This window comes from Aquimarina rhodophyticola (assembly GCF_042434915.1).
Taxonomy (GTDB): domain Bacteria; phylum Bacteroidota; class Bacteroidia; order Flavobacteriales; family Flavobacteriaceae; genus Aquimarina.
Genome location: NZ_CP170198.1, coordinates 739,797 through 763,136, shown reverse-complemented (window position 1 = coordinate 763,136; position 23,340 = coordinate 739,797). Strand labels below are relative to the sequence as shown.

Sequence of the window (23,340 nt, the reverse complement as noted above, 5' to 3'; positions counted from 1 at the left end):
AAACATGGTTGGTTGGTTAACTATTTAGTTATAAACTTCTCTATACTTTTTGAAAAATTTTGGAGTTTGAAACTTGATACTAGTTCTTTATAAACATTTTAAGTTTAGTATCAGCACTGGTTTTTAGTTGAATTATATATTGACCTTCTGATAAATTAGATACATCAATTATATCTTTTTTAGCTTTAGCTGGTCGATTTAAAACCTCTATCCCCATTAGATTTACTACTCTAATAGTTTCTTTCCCTGTATATCTTGGCAACTCTATTGTCAAGTCATTACGACCTTCTAATGGTAATGGATAAACTATAAGCTCTTCTGTCTTCGAGTAAGATTGAAAATGATTAGTCATAGTAAAATTGCTTCCTATTTTTCCAACTCCTGCATTTGCCACTACTATTGAAGGTACATCTCTCGTAGCATTTAAAGAAGAATTATAAGAATAAGGAATACTTAATGAGCAATTTCCTGGTTCATTGACATCATCTCTAGAAAAATCAAAAGTTACATTGTCAAATGTATTTCCTGATTGATCTACCTTCCCTTCTTCATCTGCATATGCCCAAACAATAGGATTCTTTGCATCTTTAAAGTAGTTATTTTCTATTTTAACACACGCTCCGGCTCTTGTATTGATTCCTGTTGATTCTACTCCACTGTAATAGTTATTAAAAACGTGAGCTCTACCTCCTCTATACAAAGGCATTCTAGAGTTTACATTATCGAAATAGTTATGATGAATTGTTACTTTTCGGTCGTCTTTATCAGTATCCGAACTACCAACTAACATCATTTTCCAGCTATCATGCATATAATTATACGAATACGTTATGTATTCTGCATCTCGCTTAGCATCTAGTAGGCCGTCGTAATAATCTTTATCTACATTCTGATATTCTGCATATAATTCGCAATGATCAATCCAAATATGATCTGCAGGTCCCTCGATACTAATTGCATCTTTATCCCCTATTCTAACACGTCTTACCGTTACATTTTGTACAATAATATTACTTGATTTATAAATTTTAATTCCGATACCGTCAAAAAGACCTCTTGTTCCTACTCCAATGATAGAAATATCTTCTACTTCTTTTACATCTATTTTGGTTGCTGAGGTGTTGGAAGGCGTAATTGTACCGTTCACAAAAATGATTAAAGGTTGAGAAATATCTCCATCTTTTTTTCTTTTAATAGCATCTAGAATACAATCTCCTGTCGAACAGTTTATACTTGTACCTCCTTGTCCACCAGTTGTGCCTCCATCCAAGGTTGCAAAACCGATTAAATCATAATTTGCATCTCCGGTTCCACCTCCACCATCATCACCCTGTGGTGTTGCAGAGGTCACATTTGAATTAACAGAACCATTTGCTTTTATCCAGTAAAAATATGGAGTTCCATTATTTACATCGTTATCTACATAACTTCTTGTGTTAGCGCTTACCGATGCTATTCTAACACGACCGTTAGGGTCTGAGTTTGTGTCGCGATATATTTCCTGACTAGTTACTGTAAGATCACTAACTGTCCAGTTAAGACGTATAGAACCGTCTCCTGCACTTGCGGAAAGATTGATATCTGAATCTCCCGGTGGTGGAGGGTCGATAATTTCACCACCGTTAATTTCTATCCAATCAATATCTGCGCTCTCTCCACCTGCGTTCGTTCTAAGGATAATTTCATTAGAGCCACTCCTAAGATTTGCAGAAAATGATGAAGTTGTAAAGGCTGAACTTGCGGTTTCTGATAATGATATAACTTGTGAAGTACCATTTACAAGAATTACTACTGAGTTGTTCATACTTGCTTTTCTAGTATACCGCAGTGTAATTTGAGAATTTCCAGCACTAGAAGAATTAAAGTTCCATTTAATTTCTTTGCCAGAAGAGTTCGACAAATTAATTGCCGTACCATTATCGGCAGCACTATACGATTTTAATGAACCATCGTAAGAAATAGTTCCCGAATCTGTATCCTCTATTCTAAACGCAGCCATTTGAGACATGGATAAACGATTAGTAGAAGTAGTATTTATTTCAATCCAATCAATATCTGCACTTTCTCCACTTGCATTGGTTCTTAGTATAATTTCATTAGCTCCATTCGTTAAAGCTGAAGTAAATGATGTAGTAGTAAATGTTGAACTTGCAGTTTCAGATAGTGATATTGTTTGTGATGATCCATTGATAACCATATCAACCGAATTATTCATGCTAGCTTTTCTGGTATATCGTAGGGTTATTTGATAACTTCCTGCAGTAGCTGCATTAAATTGCCATTCTATTTCTTTTCCGGCCGAATTAGATAAATTGATAGCTTTTCCGTTGTCAGCAGTACTGTAAGATTTTAGGGAACCATCATATGATATTGTACCTGCATCAGTATCTTCGATACGAATATTAGAGTCACCACCACCACTATCACCACCACCAGATGGAGTTGCTGATACCGAGTTAGAATTAAGAGAGCTATTTACCTTAATCCAATAATAGTACGTAGTTCCATTGGATATAGAGGTATCGTTATAGTTTCTAGTTGTAGCGTTCACAGTAGCTATTCTAACGCGACCATCAGGATTAGAATCTGTATCTCTAAAAATTTCTTGCGACGTAACCGTAAGATTGTCAATCGACCAGTTTAAGGTAACTGTTTTATCACCAGCACTTGCAGATAAATTTATTTCTGGATCACCACCTGTTGGTGGATCTACAGTACCTCCAAACTCGATAGCTCCCAAATCGGGACGTGAACCATTATAACTAATCCCTGATGTTTTAACCCCTGCATCGATCAAATCACTTCCAGATTTCAATTTAAGAAATCCATTGGTTGTTGGATTCGCATTTGATGCTTGTGATAACGTTTGAAAATCAGAACTATTCACTGTAAAACCACCTTCTTCACCAATAAATGAATTAGGAGCAGAAAAGTTTCCTCTTAAACGGTCCTTTTGTGAGATCCCAAAGGAAATATTGTTTTTGAATGTATGGCTTCCTCCGTCTCTTGTATGAAAATTATACCCTTCATTATTATAGGATGTATTGTTAGAGAATTCAATATTACCGATATTACCATTATCAGTAAATCCATGTTTTCCATTATTATAAGCTATACATCTACGAACTATATGGTTTATTTTATGAGCAGATGATCCTAGTTTATACCCATTCTTATCTCCCCCTCCAGAGGTTCCACCACTAGTTAAAGTACCATTACTGTGTGCGATACAATCCTCCAAGGTTACAGTTCCTATAGGTCCTGTATCGCTCTTAGTATACAGATCCCATCCATCATCAATATTATGATGAGCAACGCATTTACGAAAAATATTTCCCGTGCCTGAGGTTAGCTTAGCTGCAAATCCATCGGCATCTTCATTATCACTATCCCGATTGTCATAAGACTCACAACTTAAAATTAAATTATTTGAAGGCCATTGACTGATTGAATTTGCGCTGGTATTGTACCTACTTAACTGAAGTCCAGAATCTTTATTATTCCTAAAAATACAATTCTCTATAATGTTATTATTACCAGAAAGCAGCATGCCATTATCCCCAGCACCTTGAATTGTAATACCTTTCCAATGCCAATAATCTCCATCCAATACAACACCTCTACTCGATGAGTTTTCGCTCATATTAAAATTTAGTATAGGCTTTTCATTATTATAAGCATACATTTTTATAGGATTGGATGCATTTCCATTTTTGGTAATAACGATAGTACTGCTATAATTATGATTTCCTGCTCGTAAAAATATCGTATCACCAGATGATGCCTCGCTTATTGCCTTTGTAATAGTTTTAAAAGGACTATTTTGACTACCATTGTTAGAATCATTTCCATTAGGGGCCACGTAATAATTGGCTGCAGTGAGTGAGGTGCATACTAAAAATATTAGTAGCACGCTCCAAAAAGTTTGTGATTTCATTTTGTTAGTTGGTTTGTATTAATTTTTAAATATCAGAAGGATCGAAGAGAAACTTCGATATGTATATATACCAGATAATATACCTTATAAATAATAAGTTAATTATCGGAAGGGGTCGTTTAAGGTACAATTAGATCCAAGAGTATCTCATTAAAAATTATAATTTATGCAATCGATTACATAAATATATAAAAAACTTTTATTTTAGATTATTCGGAAACGAAATCTGGTCTATTTTTAAATTTTTTACATTAAATAAAATTCATGTAAATAATCGAGAAACCTAATTATATTGAAAAATAAAAAGTTTTTAGATCAAAAAATAATAATTACATGTAATAAAAGTTAAAAAAATATGTATTATTCAAAAATAAAAATGATACTTTTAAAGCATTACATAATTACAGTCTTACCGTAACCATCTGTTTTTACAGTATTTACTATTATTTTTTGATAACTAAAGCTTAAAGAAATACTATATAGGCACACCACTAGAATACTTATTATAGGCATATTATCTAATAATATATTTTGCTAAAGGATGTGTAAGTCGAATTAATTCTTCGCTAACCATTTTTGCTATATTCGTAGCTCCTACGACAGAAAGATGAGTATTATCCTGTATCCCTTCAGGATAATATGGATGTTCTCCTGCTTTATAGTGCAAATGTAGTTGCAGAGATCCTTTTGGACCATAGGTTTCTTCCATAACCTGAGTTAAATACTGAAGGTCTATGAAAGGAACTTCCATTTCTTGTGCCACTAATCTTGTAACCAAAGTATAATCTCCATGAGTATCCAACAACACTCCATATTTATTAAATTTTCTTCTCACAATAGAAGATAAAAGAATGGGATGAGCACCTTTAGCTCTAGTTTCATCTACGTATCGTATCAAATTATGTCTAAAAGTTGTATGTGGATTTGTATAGCGAGATGAGTCTTTTATTTTACTGTCGTTATGACCAAATTGAATAAAAACATAATCCCCATCTTCCAATGAATCGTAAACTTTGCTCCAATGTTTCAAGTTTCTAAAGCTTCTTGTACTTCGACCATTTACCGCATAATTATTAATAATTATTGTATCATTAAAAAAGAGATGCAACATCTGTCCCCAACCCCTTTCTGGATTTTCATTAGGGTTTGGTTTATTAGCCATGGTTGAATCACCTATTGTATAAATTGTAAATCCTTTATTCAATTCTTCCATAGTATCTTGTATGGTAGATTCTTTACATGAATAAAGAAGAATTAAAGCTACTATAAAAATAATATTAGAGTTGTTCATACCATTCCTTTTGTGAAGTATTTGCGCCCGATCCAATAACGTTTTTGAGTGTATAAATCTCTGCTTGTTGTTGTTGCATTTGATATGCCCACTTAACTCGTCTTTCGGGTTGGTAACCTGGACCATAATTTTTATACTCTGCGTAATAGGTTGTATTTTGTGCTTCGGGTTTTGACCAATCGTGCCAGCCAGTTGGAGCAATATGAGACCCCATTTTACAGTTTATAAAAACAGTTTTAGCATGTTTACGCCAAGGTCTTCCTAAATAAACGTGATTCACAAAATTATTCGCGTTTAATTTACAATTTTTGAATACATAACCAAATTTAGAATCCTTAGATGTAGCGGCAGCCGTTATATAAGAGTTTTTCTTACTATAAATTTCGCAGTCTTCAAAAAATGCAGTGGCTTTACCGAAGATAAAATCGGTAGTTCCTTCTATATAGCAATTTTTATAATACTGTTTTCCATTTCCAGAAATATACAATGTATCCTGATTACCTAGAATATTACAATTAATAACAGCTACTTTATCTGACACTACCGATAGTGCAATGGCCTGTCCAATATCTCCTGAAGTGTTTTGTATCGTCAAATTTTTAAGTACTACATTATTTGCTTCGACTAGTAATGTATAGGTATAAAAAGTACTATTGCGACCCAAACCAATTTTGTCAAAATAATCATCATTGGTTACTATTGTTCTATCTTTATTCTCTCCAATTAATCTAATATGAGGATTCCACTCATGTATTTTTATTTTTTCTTTATAAACGCCATTTTTTATAAAAATAGTAACATTATTGTAAGGAAAAGATTTAACGTTATCAATAGCTTTTTGTATGCTTGTATAGTCACCAGTACCATCTTGTGCTACCTCAATATCGTATACTGTTTGAGAGCTGCTTACTTTTTCTAAACCATACTCTTTTTTCCATTGAGGGTAGCTATCCAAAACTTTTTGAGGCTCATGTTTATACCAAGCGTAACCATTTCGACGTTCTAGACCAATCTCTTGAATGGATGTTTTTTTTACACCATCTCTATCACAAAAAAAAGGAGTATTATTTTCGAGATCCATAAAACGAGCCCATATTGCCGGCGCATTTTGATCGTATACCATTAATTTATTGATAATTTCACCTTCTTTATTATAAATTCTATCTTCTCGGAGCCCTACTATTTTTGTTTTCTCAAACCAAGCAACCGCACTATGAATAGCCTTAATAATTTCATTTGAGGGATTTTTTATAGACATTAGCAACAGCGTTATTTGAGCGGACTCTGCACCACTTAAAGACGGTAATTCATAACTACGAGCTTTTGTAGGCGCTAGAGTAGTTGCATCATGTTGCGCACACCAGACGGTACGCATACCATTTTGTTTGTATTGTGTTTTAAGAATACAATCAATCCCTTTTTGAAAAGCTAGACTAACTTTTTCTAATTGTTTTGTTGATAATTCAATCGAATAATACTCTGTCTCGTTTTTTAGTTCTTTTAATAAATTTAAAATATTCACCATCGCATCATCGTTATAGGTGATATGAGAATAATATCCTTTTTTTAAAGGATAAAATTGTGGCCACCCACCATTATCATATTGTGCTTCTAGAATATAGGTTAATCCTTTTAAAAAACTATTTTTATACCGATCGTCTTTGGTATGCCGATACATATTTGAAAGAAATAATAACTCTTGTGTTGTGGCTCCATTATCAATTGTGCAGTCCTTGGAGTTAGACTTTAATACTAGTAACTTCTCTTTTGTCAAGTCGTCAATAGGTTGATGCATAGGTATATTTTTGGGCCATCCACCGATATCTCGTTGATATAACAAGACATTCTCGGCTATCCGTAGTGCATCTTTAGAACTAAACCATACGCTGTACTTTTGGGTTGCTATAGTACGCCACGAAGAATCTAAAACTTGACTGTTTACACTACTATAAACTATAATTATTAATAGTAATGAAACGATTAAATCTTTTGTACTTCTATACATTTTCGATTTACTTTATTGAGAATTTCTTTTGTTACTCAGATTCAACTCCTTTTTACAATAAGGATATAATTAAGATAAGAGAACTAGCTATAATCAACTAGGTCAATAACCATTTTTGTTTTATCACTTTCTACAGCTGCTTCAATAATCTGTATAACTTGCATAGCTTCGATAGCCGAAACTGGCAATGGTTTCTTGTTCAAAATAGCTTGGGCAACCCCATCATAATACTCCATATAATCACCTTGTTCCGACTCTATTAGTTCTTTCTTGAAAACATTTTGTTCTTTGCAATACAAGAGACCTCTTTCGGTTTCCTGTTCCAAACCCCAATTAGCACGGTTTGGTTTAACTTCTTTTTTGAGCTCATCTTCTTGAATATCAGCTCTTGATTTAATAAAAGAACCATTAGTACCATGCACAATATAAGAAGGCACTACCTCTCGTACGAAATAACTCGATTTTAGCGATACGCTATGAGATTTATAAAACAATTTTAGATCAAAATAATCGGTAACTTTTGATTTCTTTCTAAAACTATTTAAATGTGCGAAAACACTCGTTGGCATACCAAATAGTTGCAAAGCTTGATCAATTAAATGTGACCCTAAATCGTACAGATTACCTACTCCAGCTGTTGGTGTTTCCTTATGAATTTTGTAACTCAAATTAGGTTCAAATCGATCAAAATGAAACTCTGCTTCTATTATTTTGCCAAGAACACCTCGATTAATAATTTTTTGAACGGTTCTAAAATCACTGTCCCATCTTCGATTGTGATATACAGAGAGTAAAACCTTTTTACGATCGGCTAATGTTATTAATTCTTTGGCTTGCTGTGAAGTAACCGTAAATGGCTTCTCTACGATCACATGTTTACCAGCATTGATAAGTTGTTTAGCAAAGTCATAATGCGTGATATTAGGAGTATTGACAACTACTAATGCTATGGACGTGTCGTTAACTATTTGGTCTAATGTTCTTATTGTCTTAACAAAAGGATACTTCTCTTTTGCCAAATCTTTGGTACGCTCTAAGACTCCATACAAATTGAGCTTGGGATGAGCATTTATAAAAGGTGCATGAAAAACAAGACCACTCATTCCAAAAGAACATAAAGCTGTATTTATAGGTTGTTTTTTCATATATGAGTAGCAATTTTATATAAACGTTTTAAGAACCGTGAATTTAATTTGTTCTATATAATTAGTTGAGGAATTTCTCAATACTATCTATCCAAAGCCAAAGCAGCCATTATAAAAGGTCCAGTCGCCTTAGGATCGTTGTTCTTTTTGCGTTCGTTTACATAATAATCAAAAGAACCATCGCGATACGGGTTACCGCCTAATCCCGCTACTGCACATGCTTGGGTAATAATTACTGAACCATCCTCTTTTACCTTAACTAGGTCCTTGATCAAACCGTCAAAAGCTTTGTTTGCAACATCTTTATAATTTTGGGGTAAATATCCTTGATTTACACCTTTTGCCATAGCATAGGTAAACATAGCTGTTCCTGAAGCTTCTAAATAATTACCATCTCTAGTTCCTTGATCGGTAACCTGAAACCACAAACCAGAGTCATGCTGATAGGCTGATAATGCAGCTGCCAATTGATTTAAGTAGGCTACTAATTCTTTTTGTTTAGGATGATCTTTGGGAAAATAATCTAATACATCTACCAATGCCATAGCATACCAACCCAGAGAACGTGACCAAAAATTTGGAGAGGTCCCAGTATCTTTATTTGCCCAACCCATAGCTTTACTCTCATCCCAACCGTGATATAACAGACCCGTTTTTGGATCATAAGCATGCTTTTGGATCAATTCAAATTGTTTAGCTATATCGTCTAATTGACTACCAGACTCAAAACGAACTGTATAATTAGCATAAAAAGGCTCGCCCATAAACAAACCATCCAACCACATTTGATTAGGATATATTTTTTTATGCCAAAATCCTCCTTCTGAGGTTCTGGGTTGCTCTTGCAATTGCTTACGTAATAATTGCATAGCTTTTAGGTATCTTTCATCCTGTGTAGTATCATATAGTGCAAACAAAATATTTCCTGCCTCTATCATGTCTATATTATAATTAGAAAATTTGTAGGTGGGTATGTTACCTAAGCTATCAATAGTAACATCTGCATAGGCTTTAATGTAATCATAGTATAGTTGATTATTAGTTTGTTGGTATAATTTTTCAAAAGAAGTCAAGACTAATCCATGAACATAATCCCACTTTGGTTCAACTCTATCATCTATTTGATACGCCTCGGGATGCTGTTGCATCAGGGTCAATGCTAATCGCTCAGACCATTTTAATGTATCTGAGATTGCTAATTCTTTTTTTGAGGATTTTATAACTTTAGTCTGATCGCTATGCTCTTTACATCCTACAAAGATGCTAACTATCGCTATTGTAACTATTAATATATTTCTCATCTTATCTTTCTAATTTTCGTATTCTTTAATTACTAAATATTTTAAATCTGTGATACCCACGTTACGAATTCCATGTAGTGTATTTGAGGGACAATATAAGCTGGTATTAGCTTCAACTATCACTTCCTCTCCTTCTAAGAAAAACGCAGCTTTTCCTTCCAATACATAAAAAAATTCGTCTTCTTGATGTGTATGAGGTGCGTGTGTAGATTTCCCTGGGGCGACTGTACTCATTTTAAGTATTTTCCCATTTGCAAATTCTTTGGCAACAAACCAATACTGATATCCCGATTGTGTAGGAATTACATTGGCTTTTGTAAAAGTATTTACACAATTTTCTATTGTAAAGATTGTATGTTGTGCTGATAAATACTGGAATAAATTTGCTATAAAACAGATACCAATAACTAGGCTAAGTTTATGCATACATAGACTCTTACTTATTCTATAATGTATTCGTTTCATTGAGTTGTTTTAATAATCTATCCAAGTATATTAAAAACTCTTTTTCCGTTTTAATGCCATTTTTTTCTTGTTCCCAAGCTCCTAAAAAATAAAAGGATATAGGTGTAGTAGCAGGTTTAAATTCTATGAGATAATCTGTAGCTCCCTTTTTAATATCAGTGGTAGTATCGACTTTATAAAAAATAGCCATTCCTAGCTTATCAGGAATTAATGTTTGGATACCATAGGTAGCTATATATCCCCATTTCTTATTATTACTTATCTTATGTTGATAATTGACTCCATGATCAACAATACCAGTACAAATTCCTGTAATTGCTTCAGAAGTTATAAATGTATGCTTCGTATATCTTTTGTTGGGTGCTATACTTAATGTAGACGTTAGATCGATATTTTCAAGATTTGTTTTCCATCCTCTGTAGTTAATTATCACCGAAGACATATCTGCAGTATTTTCAATGGTAACATCTGTAGTATCTACATTTTTGAAATGAAGCATTTTGGAATCCACTAACCTTCCGATAGAGCCGATCCCTAGACCTTTTCCTACTTTTAAAATATCTTGACCCCACGATTGTTTTTCATGATACGAATCAAATCCATCTTGTCCAATTCGCGGCAATATCAAAGAATCTGTTACTTTACCAAATATATCAATAGCATTACGCCAATCTAAATAAAGTCTGTACCCTACTTTGTTGCTTTCCCATCCTGGCCCCTCATAACGCAAGTACCATGAATGATCTGTATGTGCCTTTGGAACCACCAAACTCGTTACATTTTTAAACGAAGTTCCTCCTTCATATACACGATCATTCCAACTACCTCCCTGTGCAATTGAAATTTCGGCATACGTTTGTGGACCTGATATTCTTTCCTCAATTTTTGCTGTGTCGTTTTTATCCTTTATAATTGCTGCTTCTTTTTTTTCTGATTTACAAGCTACAATTACCGCGATATAGAATAAAATGGTTAAAAATTTTGTTGGCTTCATATGTGTTTCTTTGCTTTTGAAAAATTCTGCTTTTAATTCTGTTAAGGATATTTGGTTCTATACGATACCAACACGCATAGCCTTTGTTAGTGTTATTTGATATCCAAGATACTAACTATTGGTAAAAAATAAGTCTGATGAGACATCAGACTTATTTAAAACAATTATATCAATCATGGACTATTTCAAATAAGATACGTAAATGATATCTTTGTTTTTTTATTACTATCGATATGCTGGATTTTGCTGAAAATTTGCGTTTTGATTGAGGTCTATAGCAGATTGAGGAATTGGTCTTAATATTTTTAATTCTCCATTTGCTCCATTAAAATTAGCTTGCTCTACCAAATAATTATGTAAAGAGGCTCTTTCTACCAACTTACCAGTACGTTTAAGATCAAACCATCTATAATACTCTCCCAATAATTCTCTTGCTCGTTCATCTAATATAAAATCTATATCAAAATCTGTTAGGGTAGCTGCAGGCACCTCTGCTCTTCGTCTCACTTCATTTAATCGTTGTAAACCTAATGCTGGATTTCCAGATTGTAAATAAGCCTCTGCAGCCGTTAAATAGGTTTCTCCTAGTCTTGCTATTACAACATCTCTTCTACTTGTTGCATTCCCATCAGCAAAAGGTGCATTAGGATCGTCAAACTTACGCAGAGGAATAGTAGCATTATCTGGCTCAATATTTGGTCTTGCTGCGTAGGTACCATAAGGATAAATCTCTGCATTTGGATGCAATACTGCATACGCAGCTAAATCTGCATCAGAACTAGCCCATGCCGGCGCATAGTAAAATGCTACCTCATTATCTTCGGGCTCTGGGGTTTCAGAAAAATTATAGAAATTATAGTATCTATTAAGACGTTCACTCATAAAGGTAGTTTCCCATCGTGTATCCTGCTCAATGAATAGATCGAGGGCATGTTGAGTAATTGCCAGTGTCTCGGTTCGATAAGGGTTTCTACCATTGACATCTGCCCCACCCATTGGTGGTCCAAAAAAGTTTGCTTGCTTATTACCTAAATTATCAACATCGGCTGCTACCGATTCGATAGAGAATTGCACAGAAAATATAGTTTCTTCATTGATTTCTCTGTAATCTGCAGTAGGGCTCCACAATTCTTCAAAGGATAAATCTAATCCTTGACCCGCAATCGTTTCGTCTGCTAGTTTGGCAGCCAGTTCAAAATCATTAGTTTCAGCAAAAGTTTCATATCCTCTAGTAAGGTGTACTTTGGCTAATAAATTTTTGGCCGCTCGTTTGTTTGCTCTTCCAGTAAATGCTTCATCTGGTAAAAGGTTTACTGCTTCGTTTAGTTCTGAAACGATAAATGCATAGACTTCTTGAGCTGTATTTCGTTCAAAAGATAATACTGGTGTTGTAAAATATTCGTTTACTAAAGCGACACCGCCATAGGTCTGAACTAATAGAAAGTATGCATTTGCTCTCAAAAATTTTAATTCTCCAACGCGTCTGTTTATAACATCTGTTTGTTCTGTACTTTCACTATAAAAAACTCCTTCATTAACTTTTTGAATTACTCTATAGCATGATTTATATAACTCACTAATACCTGAAGATCCAGGGAATAATAAGCTATAACGCATTAAACCTTCAGGACCATTATCTTTCCCTTCAGAATATAAATCAGTTCCAGAACAAAACATATAGGGATCCTGTCCATAAATATCTTTTAATAAAGAGTACGTAGAATTTACTAAACTCTCATAACCGTCTTTTGTCAAAAAATACTCTTCTGCTGTAATATTAGCATTTACTTCTTCTTCTAAAAAATCATCTCCACAAGAAACGCATAGGGATCCGATTAATACTATCAAAAATATAACTCTTTTCATCTTGCTTTTATAATTTTAAATTTACACCCAATTGATATGTAACAGATGCTACACGACCCAATTCAAAACCTGACGTAGCCCATTCTGGATCAAAACCATCATAATCTGTAAATACGAACGGATTTAAAACGTTTACATAAATCCTACAACTTTTTATTTTAATTCTCTCTAACGCATCACTGTCAAGGGTGTATCCTAAGGCTATATTTTTAACTTTCACAAAAGATGCATCTCTATAGAATCCAACACCAAAACGATCTCCATTTATTTCAATACCATCTCGTTCAAGGTAATAAGGTCCTTCATTTCTACCTTGTGGGTACATATTGCTCGGTTGATAGGGTAATCCTCCAGAATTTCTGGGTATGTATACATCTACATCCAATTTTTGACGACCCCGTTGCCGAGTATTTGTTGCATCCTCGTGAAATGGGCTGTATGCGAGAACTCCTTGATTGGTAACGATGGATGCGGATAGGTCAAAACTACCAACTCGTAGCTTGGTAAACCAACTACCCGACCAATCTGGATCAGAATTACCTAAAACGACTCTATCTTCGTCTGTGATTTGTTGATCATTATTAACATCAACAACTTTAGCTTGCCCTTCTTCTTGTCCATAAACAGCTGCCAAATCAGCCTCGTCTTCTTGCCATATACCATCAAACTTAAAGTTGTAATATGAATTTATCGATTCACCTATAAATAAACCATTACCAATAACATCGTCTGAATCATTATAGATAGACTTTATTTCGTTAACATTTTTTGTAAACGTAAATGTATTTTCCCACGTTATCATTTTGGTATCAACGATCGTTGTATTTAAAAGTATCTCTACCCCTTTATTACTTACCGAACCTACATTGGTAAATACGCTACTAAGACCAGATTCTAAAGGAAGATCCTGTACTAATAAAAGTTCTTCAGATAATTTATCATACACATCAATTGATCCTGTAATTTTATTTTTAAGCAATCCAAAATCAACACCTAGATTGACCTCTCTGGTTTTTTCCCAACCTAGATCCTTATTACCTAATTTACTCGCGATATTACCTCTAGAAAACTGTCCGTTAAAATCATAAAAAGTTTGTTGATTTAATACGTTAAACGTTGCATATGGATCAACCGCATTGTTACCTGTAAATCCAAAACCTGCTCTAAATTTAAGATTAGAAACCGTTTGCACGTTTTGCATAAATCCTTCTTCACTTATATTCCACGCAACAGCTGCAGACGGAAAAGTGTCCCATCGCTTCTCTGATGAAAATAATGAAGAACCATCCCATCTAGTTGCTAGGGTAAGCAAATACTTGTTATTATAACTATAATTTAAACGAAATGCATAAGATTCGAGCGTAGATTTTTCAAACGGAAATCCATCAGTAACTTCCAAACTTGTAGGGGTACCAACTCCTAGATTGTAAAAACCAGTGTCAAATTCAATATCTTCTACTCGTACAAAAGCTCTTTCTGTTTGAGTCACATATACACTTTGTAAACCCAACAATTTAAAATTATGGTTTTCTTTATAAGTATAATTAATATTGAATTGGTTATCCCATGTATAGGAATAATTATCGACATCTAAACGCTCTGCTCGATTTTTACCTATCGATATTCGTTCGATAGTTTCAATCTCGTTAAAAGTTCTTCGTTTTATATTATCAATATTTCCAGAAAATGTTGATTTGAGAGCTAACCAGTTTAAAGGTTTGTATTGAAGGTATATATTACCCACCGTCGTGGTCTTTTTTAATTTGTCACTAACTCCCGCGATATCCAATAAAGGATTTAAGGTACCAGTTTTATTAATTAGGGTTTCTCCATTTTCATCATAAATTCTTCCAGGAAATGGTATCAATTCACCATCAAACCCGTAAGGTGACATTAAAGGACTAAAGCGAAATGCACTCTCCATAGCTCTACTACTCCCTAATTGCTGGTCAGATTGCGCCAATGTCAAGTTTAAACCTGTACTAATTTTAGAGTTTACCGTATGGTCTAGTCCTACTTTAAGTGTGTATTTATCGATGCTTTCATTATCGATATTTCCTGTTTCACTTTGCATTCCTAATCCCATATTATATGCCAATCCATTTTCAGAACGCCCAGAGATATTAACATAGTTATTTTGTTGGAAACCTGTTTTTAAAACCTCATCTGCCCAGTCAAATTCAAAACCATTAGCTGCTCGCTGAAATAGCAAAGGATTTCCGTTAATATTCACGGCATTGTCAACATCGTCTTTTGTAATTGCAGTTACATCGTCTAGCCCTCCTAAATACGCTGATTGATGGTACGTCCACCAAGCTTGTCCATTCATAAAATCAGGTAATCTAGCTACCTCTTTTATACCTGCAAAACTATCAAATGAAACATTGAATCCACTTTTTGCAGTTTTTCCACTTTTTGTAGTTATGATAACTACTCCATTGGTTGCTCTAGATCCATAAATAGCAGTAGATGATGCATCTTTTAGTACATCCATCTGTGCGATATCCTGAGGGTTTAAAAAATCTATATTATCCAAAGGGACGCCATCTACAACAAATAAAGGATTAGTATTATTACCAAAAGTGTTTTGTCCCCTTATAGCAATATTGAAGCCATCACCTATACGGCCTGTAGGAGAAGAAATCTGAACCCCAGCTACATTACCTTGCAAAGATTCTAATGGATTAGTTAAATTCCTTTCGGTTAAAGCTTGAGCATTTACGGTTGCTACTGCTCCAGTAAGATCTTTTCTTTTAACAGTACCGTAGCCCACTACAACTACTTCAGAAAGTGCTTCTAGATCTTCTTCAAGAATGATTGAAATGTTTTGTCCACCAGACACTGTGAGCTCCTTTGTTTTAAATCCTAAACTACTCACTATAATTGTCGCATTAGGATTGGTTAAGGTAAAGCTAAAATTACCATCAAAATCGGAAGAAGTTCCATTACTAGTTCCTTTTTCGATAATATTAGCACCAGGAATTAACGTATTGTCGGTAGCACTAGCCACGGTCCCACTTACAAGTAAGTTGTCTTGAGCCGCAAGAGAAAAAGCAAATAACAAAAATGGAAAGAAAAATAAAAGTCTAGTACTACCGTGTCTTTTGACTTTCCTTAAATGGATGAGAGTGATTAAAATATTCATTGAGTGAAAAATTAAATTTATAAACTTTTAGTCGTAAGTTTATTGTTGATATACGTGTTTTTAAAATGTATTGACTCTACATGATCTAGTGAAAAAGGGGTTTCTGTTTTTTGCACAGTTACGTTCGATATGTTGATGTTTTTTATTGTTGAAGATTCATGTCCTTTTGCCAAAATAACAAAACGACCACCATTAGCTACTTGAATGCTATCTAGATAGATGTTTTTAACAATGGGCATATGCTCACCTATTTGGTTATTATGGGTAGCGTAATGCATGTTTATTTTAAGTACAGCTTCTTTTACCTGACCAATGACAATGTTTTTGACATAAATACCATCTACAAAACCACCACGTCGTGTATTCGTTTTAATACGAATAGCTCTATCAAGATTAGGACTATCCATAAAGCAATTTTCTATAAAAATATTTTTTACTCCTGCTGACATTTCACTACCGATAACCACACCACCATGACCATCGATCATTTTACAATTTTTAACTAAAATATTTTCACTAGATATCCCTACCCTTCTACCCTCGGCATCTCTACCAGCTTTAATAGCTATACAATCATCCCCTGTATTAAAAGTTGAGTTTTTTATAACTACATTTTTTGAGTACTCGGGATCACAGCCATCATTATTAGGTCCGTGACTTTGTACATAAACATTATCAATAAGTACATTTTTTGATTTAAAAGGGTGTATTATCCAGAAGGGAGCATTAATTATTTTAACATCCCGAATAAGAACATTTGTACATTCAAAAGGTTCAATAAAACTAGGTCGTAAGTAATGTCCCTTACCAAAAACTCTATTATCAAGCGCTATGTTAGTTTGTCCCATATGCATTAATGTGGGAAGATTGAGACTATCGCTTTGTGATGGCATTCCTTCTTGATATCCATAATCTTTTGATCCTTTCCAGAGCCACCAATTTTGAACTGAAGCTTGACCATTCAAAACTCCTTTTCCTGTAATTCCTATATTATTTTTACCCTTTGCATAAATTAAAGGTGAATAATTCATCAATTCAATCCCTTCAAACGAAGTATGTACAAGAGGATAATAATGATCTGGATTAGTAGAAAATCTAATTTCGGCACCTTCTTCTAAATGAATATTGATATTATTATCTAAATGAATAGGACCTGTTAAATAAACTCCTTTTGGCACCAACACTCTGCCTCCACCTTGTGAGACACAGTAATTAATTGCTTTGCTAAAAGCTGTAGTATTTAATGTTATTGAATCTGATATTGCACCATAGTCCAAAACATTCACTGAAAAATCTGGAAATTGTGGAGCTTTTACAGAATTTTCTATGATGCGTGCTTGATGCCAAACATCATTGACTTGGTCTACCTTTTTAATGTTAGTATCTATACAAGAGATCAATAGTAATGAAAAAATACCTAGAGCAAATACCTTACATTTATTTAATTGGTACATTTATTCTTTATTAAAGTTTTGACAATATCTTAAATTATAGTATCAAAAAACGAGATTATGTAATCGATTACCAAATCTAAATAAAAAGTTGATATTATCAATAAAAAAATCATAAAAATCTTATATAATTATGAAAAAATCGTTAAACTTACATTATAGCTATAAAATTTTAAGCTTTTAAGTCCCTGATAGCGTAAATCATCATAATAATTTAATAATATGTAATCGATAACATTTAATTTGCAAATAATTTAGTTTCCTTATATTTGAGCTTTAATAGCACACGCTTTATGTCCAAAAAAACAACGATTTATGATATTGCCAAAGCACTTAACATCACAGCAGCGACAGTTTCTAGAGCATTAAATCAAAATCCAAGCATTAGCAAGTCTACACGAGATTTGGTTATGAAAACTGCTACCAAAATGAACTATGAGCAAAACAAACTTGCCTTAGCACTCAAAAGCGGTAAAAGCTATAATATCGGGGTTATTGTTCCTCGTATCGATAGTAATTTTTTTGCCTCTGTAATTAGAGGAATAGAAGATGAGTTATCACCATTAGGGTATCATGTTATTATAACACAAACCCATGAGATTGAAGATAGAGAAGCACAAACAATTGATACATTATTAAATGCACAAGTCGACGGTATTTTAATGTCTTTGTCAAAAGCTAATACAGCAATAAAGTATTTTGAGCGAGTACTCAAGAAAAATGTTCCGTTAATTTTCTTCGATAGAAAAAAAGACATCAAAGGTGTTAGTTCTGTTACCATCGATGATTTTGAAGGTGGATATAAAGCTACTAAACATCTAATCGATCAGGGATATAAAAAAATTGCTCATTTTTCGGTTAATCAAAATATTGAAATCTATCTTGAACGTTATAAAGGATATAAGCAAGCGTTAATCGATAATGGGTTAAACGTAAATGAAGCGTATAATATCCAAGGAAAAAGTTCTTTGGAAGGCGGTATCAAAGCAATGGAGTCTTTGTTAAAACTAACTTCACCTCCCGATGCCTTGTTCTCATCAAGTGATTTTGCTGCATTAGGAGCTATTAAAACCTTGAAAAAACACAATATAAAAGTCCCTAGCGAATTTGCTGTTGTAGGATTTAGTAATGAACCCTTTACAAAATTTATGGAACTCTCAATTACTAGCGTTGATCAATCGCCTTTGGAAATGGGAAAAATGGCAGCCAAAGTATTCTTGGAACAAGTTAATAACAACGGTGTTAAAATTGAAAAGAAAGTTGTTTTGGAACCTGAATTATTAATACGAAAATCATCGCAAAGAATAGTCGAGAAATAAATTTTATGTGTTTATTGTTAAAGTGAAACTCCTCTCTTCCAAGGAATAAAATCATCTTGATTTAACACGCTTGCTTTTGATTTTGTTGTACCGCTTGCGATATCTATAATTTGTTGTAACATAATTTCGGACATTTCTTCAATAGATCTTTTTCCGCTAATGATATCTCCGGTATCTATATCAATAATATCACTCATTTTTGTAGCCAATTCAGAATTCGAGGATACCTTTATAACAGGAGTAATTGGATTACCGGTTGGTGTACCGAGTCCTGTGGTAAAGAGCACTACGTTAGCTCCAGAACCTACCATGGCTGTAGTACTTTCTACATCATTTCCAGGTGTACACAATAAATTTAGGCCCGCTGTACGTACGTATTCACCATAATCCAGAACATCCACAATTGGTGAGGTACCACCTTTTTTTGCTGCTCCAGCAGATTTCATCGCATCGGTTATTAATCCATCTTTAATGTTACCGGGCGATGGATTCATATCAAAACCTGAGCCTGCATCAACTACTGATTTTTCAAAAGCTTTCATTAAATCTAAAAATTTAGTTGCTTTATCCTCATCGACACATCTATTGACCAACTCCTGTTCTACCCCGCACAATTCGGGGAATTCTGCTAAAATTGCTGTTCCTCCCAAAGCTACTAGTAGATCCGACGTATATCCTAACGTTGGATTAGCTGAAATACCAGAAAATCCATCAGAACCTCCACATTCTAATCCGATAGTTAATTTTGATAAAGGTGCTGGTTTTCGCTCTATTTTATTTGCTGTCTTTATAGCCTCAAATGAATGTTTTATGATCGCTGTAATCATAGTGTCTACTGTCCCCATTTGTTGCTGTTCGTAAATCAAAACAGGCTTTTTATTATTTGGGCTTATTGTCTTAAGTGCTTTATTAAAAATATCAATTTGTAAGTTTTGACATCCCAAACTTAAAACGGTTGCTCCTGCTACATTAGGATTATTTACATATCCTGCCAATAATTTGGCTAAACTTTCAGAATCCTGTCTAATACCACCACAGCCTCCAGGATGGGTGATGAATTTAACTTCTACATTATTAAAAACATTAGTGCTCTTATGAATATCAGCTGAAGGGTTGTGACTACCTTCATTTACCAATGAACGAAGTAACATTCTATGATTACTAGGCGTTTGTACTAATAATTCTTTTTCAAAAATATCTTTAAGAAGTTCTATATTTCTATTTTCACAAAATACTAACGGAAAAAACAACCACACATTTGCAGTTCCTACTTGACCATCTTCTCTATGGTATCCCATAAATTTTTTATCCTTCCATTTCTCGATATTTGGATGTACCCATGTAGTTGTAGCTGTTTTTTTTGTAACTTTTTCACTTTCGTGTTTTACGTTTTCTGTAGTTAACACCTCTCCTTTCGCAATAAAACAACTAGCTTTACCGACCAAAACTCCATACATTATAATTCGGTCACCCGTATTTAATTCTGTAAGTGCAATTTTATGCTTTGCTTTAACATTGGTAATAAGCTTGATATCTTGCTGATTAACTTTTATATTATTGCCAACGTTTAAATTGACCAAAGCAACTGCTACATTATCTTTTGGATGAACTTTTATTACTTTTTTTTGCATGGTTTTATTTTTCCTTGATCTTTAAAATTTTTTACTAAAATTGACGTATCCATCGACAACTCCGTTCGTTTCGATTTCGTCTAATGCAGTAACTATTGCCTCCTCTAAAAAAGGAATCTTTGTTAAATCCTGATCCCAAAAGTCTTCGCGCTGCAATATTGAAGATGCAACGACCTGTGTACTATTGCTTTTCCAAATTTCTTTAAAATCATCTACGATGGCAGCACTGTCGTTAACTGGCAATCTATTTCCTTTCCAAATCCCTTTATAAAATCTGATAAGACACGCCAAGGCAAATGTTAGATTTGTTGGTAACACTCCTTTTTTAGTCTCGTATGCTAACAAACTGGGTAAAACACGTACTTTAAATTTTGAAATAGAGTTAAGTGCGATGTCAGATAATTTATGCCTTACAAAGGGATTTCTAAAACGATCCAAAACTGCATTAGAGAAACTTTGCAATGCTGATTTATCCATTGGGAGCGTTTCATTTATCTCCTCAAAAATAGCTTTATTTACGAAAGCTCCAGTAAAATCGTTATCGATGGTTTCTTTAACGGTCTCATTTCCGTACAACAAGGAAAATGGAACCATGCACGTATGAGCTCCGTTGAGGATTCTCACTTTTCTCATACGATAAGGTTGCATATCGTTCACAATCTTAACGTCCAAATCGGTTGTATGAAAGGGCAATTTTTTCTTAAGATTATCATCACCTTCTATTACCCAAAGTAAAAAAACTTCTGCAGCAACGATTAAATCATCTTGATAATCTAATTGTTTATTATAGGTCTCAATATCATCTTTAGGGTAGCCAGGCACAATTCTATCAACCAGGGTACTATGAAATGAACACTCGGTATGTAACCAATCTATAAATGCTTGATCTAGTTTCCATTGTGCAGCATATTTTAAGAGAATTTCTTTTAAGGTTTCTGAATTATAGTTAATTAATTCACATGGTATTATAGTCAGCCCCTTATCTTTGGCTCCGTTAAAATAAGTAAAGCGTGCGTATAGCAATTGTAGTAATTTTGCTGGAAAAGATCTTGGAGGCTTCATCTCCAAATTGTCTTCTTTACTAAAAGAAATCCCTGCTTCGGTAGTATTTGATATAATAAATTTAAGTTCTTTCTCCTTTGCCAAATCAAGATAGTCTTGATGATTTGTATAGGGATTAATAGCACTTACAATTGTAGTAATTAACTCCTTTTCTTGAATCTCTTTACCATCTTTAACTCCTTTCAAAAAAAGAGTATACAAGCCGTCTTGATCGTTGAGGACATCGATCATTCCCTGATTTAGTGGTTGCACCACCGCAATTCCTGCATTAAAATCAGATGCTTTATTTAGTTGCTGAATTGCATAGTCTACAAAGGCTCTCAAAAAATTTCCTTCGCCAAATTGTACTATTTTAATTGGTAAACGATTCTGTAAACCAAGATTGGTTCTATTTAATTTTTTTACTGTAGGTGTCGACATCTTGTACATTTTTATAAATTAAATACCCCTGGTAACCAAAGTGTTAATTGCGGTAAATACGTTACCAGAAATAGGGCTACTACCATTGCTAAAAAAAGAGGTAGTAGAGGTTTCATAACTTTTTGAATAGTTGTGTTAGCCACACCAACTCCCACAAAAAGCACTGAACCAACGGGTGGGGTACACAGTCCAATACATAAATTAAGTACCATAATAATACCAAATTGAATAGGATCCATTCCCAACCCAGTAACAACTGGCAAAAAAATAGGAGTGAAAATTAAAACTGCAGGTGTCATATCCATGAAAATACCTACAAATAATAAAATCAAGTTGATAATCAATAAAATAACAATTTTATTATCACTAATAGCTAGTAAGGAAGCGCTTATATCTTGCGGAATGTTTTCATAAGACATTACCCACGACATACTCATTGAGGCTCCAATTAACAGCATCACTACAGCTGTAGTCGATGCTGAATCTAACAATATCTCGGGCATTTTTTTTAGATTAATTTCTTTGTACAAAAACCCTAAAATTAATGTATACAACACCGCAATAGCTGAGGCCTCGGTTGCAGTAAAAATTCCTGTTACAATGCCACCGATAACAATAACTAATAAAAATAAACTTGGCACTGCATCTATAAATGTTTTAAAAATTTCCTTTAACGAACTTCTTTTACCAAGCTTATAATTTTTCTTTTTAGCCCAAAAAGATGCCACAATCATTAAGAAAAGTCCAGTTAAAATACCTGGAATGTAGCCTGCCAAAAATAATGCTGCAATAGAAACTCCTCCACTAGCTAGAGAATAGATGATAAGTACATTACTTGGAGGTATTATTAATCCTGTGGTTGCCGAAGTTATATTTACCGCTGCTCCAAATTCTTTTGAATAACCTTCTTTTTCCATTTCTGGTCCCAAAATACTACCCATTGCTGAAGCTGAAGCCATTGCCGAACCTGCAATCGCTCCCATGAGCATAGCACCAATAACATTTATAAGTGCCAAACCACCCGGCAGTGCACCAACCAGAGTTTTGGCAAACGCTATAAGCCGATGAGCTATCCCCCCTTTATTCATTAACTGTCCCGAAAGTATAAAAAATGGTATTGCCAAAAGTGCAAAACTATCTAAACCTGTTCCCATACGTTGAGACACAGTAGTAAAGGCAGGCATTGCTGATATACTGACTAACATTGTCAAAACAGAAGATATGGATATACTCCAAGCTACTGGTGTTCCTATTGATAATAAACCAATAAAACTAATTACTAAAACTAAAATTGGAATGTAATCCATA

14 protein-coding genes are annotated in these 23,340 nt (G+C 34.0%); 1 reads left to right on the top strand and 13 read right to left on the bottom strand.

What is annotated here, in order from left to right; all coding sequences use genetic code 11:
- Positions 1-79: 79 nt before the first annotated feature.
- From ACE939_RS03280 to ACE939_RS03235, 10 genes are all read right to left on the bottom strand, one after another.
- Positions 80-3,937: a right-handed parallel beta-helix repeat-containing protein gene (locus tag ACE939_RS03280; RefSeq protein WP_378187355.1), complete on the bottom strand. Its 3,858-nt coding sequence runs from the start codon at positions 3,935-3,937 to the stop codon at positions 80-82.
- A gap of 514 nt (positions 3,938-4,451) precedes the next feature.
- Positions 4,452-5,228 carry a rhamnogalacturonan acetylesterase gene (locus ACE939_RS03275; protein WP_378187354.1) on the bottom strand — a complete coding sequence of 259 codons (777 nt, stop codon included), beginning with the start codon at positions 5,226-5,228 and terminating at the stop codon, positions 4,452-4,454.
- Positions 5,215-7,233, bottom strand: coding sequence for a pectate lyase (gene pelA, locus ACE939_RS03270; RefSeq protein ID WP_378187353.1), 2,019 nt, complete (start codon positions 7,231-7,233; stop codon positions 5,215-5,217). The genes ACE939_RS03275 and pelA overlap by 14 nt, the downstream gene beginning before the upstream one ends.
- An 83-nt stretch (positions 7,234-7,316) precedes the next feature.
- A complete protein-coding gene (locus tag ACE939_RS03265) occupies positions 7,317-8,378 on the bottom strand; it encodes a Gfo/Idh/MocA family oxidoreductase (RefSeq protein WP_378187352.1) in 1,062 nt (353 codons plus the stop codon).
- A gap of 83 nt (positions 8,379-8,461) precedes the next feature.
- Entirely contained in the window at positions 8,462-9,679 is a 1,218-nt protein-coding gene (locus ACE939_RS03260) for a glycoside hydrolase family 105 protein (RefSeq protein ID WP_378187351.1), read from the bottom strand.
- Between the two features lie 9 nt (positions 9,680-9,688).
- A complete protein-coding gene (locus ACE939_RS03255; RefSeq protein ID WP_378187350.1) occupies positions 9,689-10,144 on the bottom strand; it encodes a cupin domain-containing protein in 456 nt (151 codons plus the stop codon).
- Positions 10,125-11,138, bottom strand: a complete 1,014-nt coding sequence (locus ACE939_RS03250; RefSeq protein ID WP_378187349.1) for a DUF4861 family protein — start codon at positions 11,136-11,138, stop codon at positions 10,125-10,127. The genes ACE939_RS03255 and ACE939_RS03250 overlap by 20 nt, the downstream gene beginning before the upstream one ends.
- Before the next feature lie 225 nt (positions 11,139-11,363).
- Positions 11,364-13,004 carry a RagB/SusD family nutrient uptake outer membrane protein gene (locus tag ACE939_RS03245; protein ID WP_378187348.1) on the bottom strand — a complete coding sequence of 547 codons (1,641 nt, stop codon included), beginning with the start codon at positions 13,002-13,004 and terminating at the stop codon, positions 11,364-11,366.
- 7 nt (positions 13,005-13,011) lie between these two features.
- Complete coding sequence (locus ACE939_RS03240; RefSeq protein ID WP_378187347.1) at positions 13,012-16,149, bottom strand: SusC/RagA family TonB-linked outer membrane protein; 3,138 nt, start codon at positions 16,147-16,149, stop codon at positions 13,012-13,014.
- A gap of 17 nt (positions 16,150-16,166) precedes the next feature.
- The gene (locus ACE939_RS03235; RefSeq protein WP_378187346.1) at positions 16,167-17,603 is read right to left on the bottom strand and encodes a glycoside hydrolase family 28 protein; all 1,437 of its coding nucleotides are present in this window, start codon (positions 17,601-17,603) and stop codon (positions 16,167-16,169) included.
- A 290-nt stretch (positions 17,604-17,893) separates the two neighbouring features.
- Between ACE939_RS03235 and ACE939_RS03230 the strand changes: the two genes are divergently transcribed.
- Positions 17,894-18,919 carry a LacI family DNA-binding transcriptional regulator gene (locus ACE939_RS03230; protein ID WP_378187345.1) on the top strand — a complete coding sequence of 342 codons (1,026 nt, stop codon included), beginning with the start codon at positions 17,894-17,896 and terminating at the stop codon, positions 18,917-18,919.
- Between the two features lie 17 nt (positions 18,920-18,936).
- Here the strand turns inward: ACE939_RS03230 and ACE939_RS03225 are convergent, their stop codons facing one another.
- From ACE939_RS03225 to ACE939_RS03215, 3 genes are read right to left on the bottom strand one after another with little or no spacing between them, the layout of a single operon-like run.
- Positions 18,937-20,550, bottom strand: coding sequence for a UxaA family hydrolase (locus ACE939_RS03225; RefSeq protein ID WP_378187344.1), 1,614 nt, complete (start codon positions 20,548-20,550; stop codon positions 18,937-18,939).
- Positions 20,551-20,571: 21 nt separating this feature from the next.
- Positions 20,572-22,032, bottom strand: a complete 1,461-nt coding sequence (locus tag ACE939_RS03220; protein ID WP_378187343.1) for a tagaturonate reductase — start codon at positions 22,030-22,032, stop codon at positions 20,572-20,574.
- Positions 22,033-22,043: 11 nt separating this feature from the next.
- On the bottom strand, positions 22,044-23,339 hold the full coding sequence (locus ACE939_RS03215) for a TRAP transporter large permease (RefSeq protein ID WP_378187342.1): 1,296 nt from the start codon (positions 23,337-23,339) through the stop codon (positions 22,044-22,046).
- Between the last annotated feature and the right edge of the window lies 1 nt (position 23,340).

Excerpts from the sequence above, each read along its gene's own strand:
- ACE939_RS03280 (WP_378187355.1), bottom strand. The coding sequence starts at position 3,937 with ATGAAATCACAAACTTTTTGGAGCGTGCTACTAATATTTTTAGTATGC.
- ACE939_RS03275 (WP_378187354.1), bottom strand. The coding sequence starts at position 5,228 with ATGAACAACTCTAATATTATTTTTATAGTAGCTTTAATTCTTCTTTAT.
- pelA (WP_378187353.1), bottom strand. The coding sequence starts at position 7,233 with ATGTATAGAAGTACAAAAGATTTAATCGTTTCATTACTATTAATAATT.
- ACE939_RS03265 (WP_378187352.1), bottom strand. The coding sequence starts at position 8,378 with ATGAAAAAACAACCTATAAATACAGCTTTATGTTCTTTTGGAATGAGT.
- ACE939_RS03260 (WP_378187351.1), bottom strand. The coding sequence starts at position 9,679 with ATGAGAAATATATTAATAGTTACAATAGCGATAGTTAGCATCTTTGTA.
- ACE939_RS03255 (WP_378187350.1), bottom strand. The coding sequence starts at position 10,144 with ATGAAACGAATACATTATAGAATAAGTAAGAGTCTATGTATGCATAAA.
- ACE939_RS03250 (WP_378187349.1), bottom strand. The coding sequence starts at position 11,138 with ATGAAGCCAACAAAATTTTTAACCATTTTATTCTATATCGCGGTAATT.
- ACE939_RS03245 (WP_378187348.1), bottom strand. The coding sequence starts at position 13,004 with ATGAAAAGAGTTATATTTTTGATAGTATTAATCGGATCCCTATGCGTT.
- ACE939_RS03240 (WP_378187347.1), bottom strand. The coding sequence starts at position 16,149 with ATGAATATTTTAATCACTCTCATCCATTTAAGGAAAGTCAAAAGACAC.
- ACE939_RS03235 (WP_378187346.1), bottom strand. The coding sequence starts at position 17,603 with ATGTACCAATTAAATAAATGTAAGGTATTTGCTCTAGGTATTTTTTCA.
- ACE939_RS03230 (WP_378187345.1), top strand. The coding sequence starts at position 17,894 with ATGTCCAAAAAAACAACGATTTATGATATTGCCAAAGCACTTAACATC.
- ACE939_RS03225 (WP_378187344.1), bottom strand. The coding sequence starts at position 20,550 with ATGCAAAAAAAAGTAATAAAAGTTCATCCAAAAGATAATGTAGCAGTT.
- ACE939_RS03220 (WP_378187343.1), bottom strand. The coding sequence starts at position 22,032 with ATGTCGACACCTACAGTAAAAAAATTAAATAGAACCAATCTTGGTTTA.
- ACE939_RS03215 (WP_378187342.1), bottom strand. The coding sequence starts at position 23,339 with ATGGATTACATTCCAATTTTAGTTTTAGTAATTAGTTTTATTGGTTTA.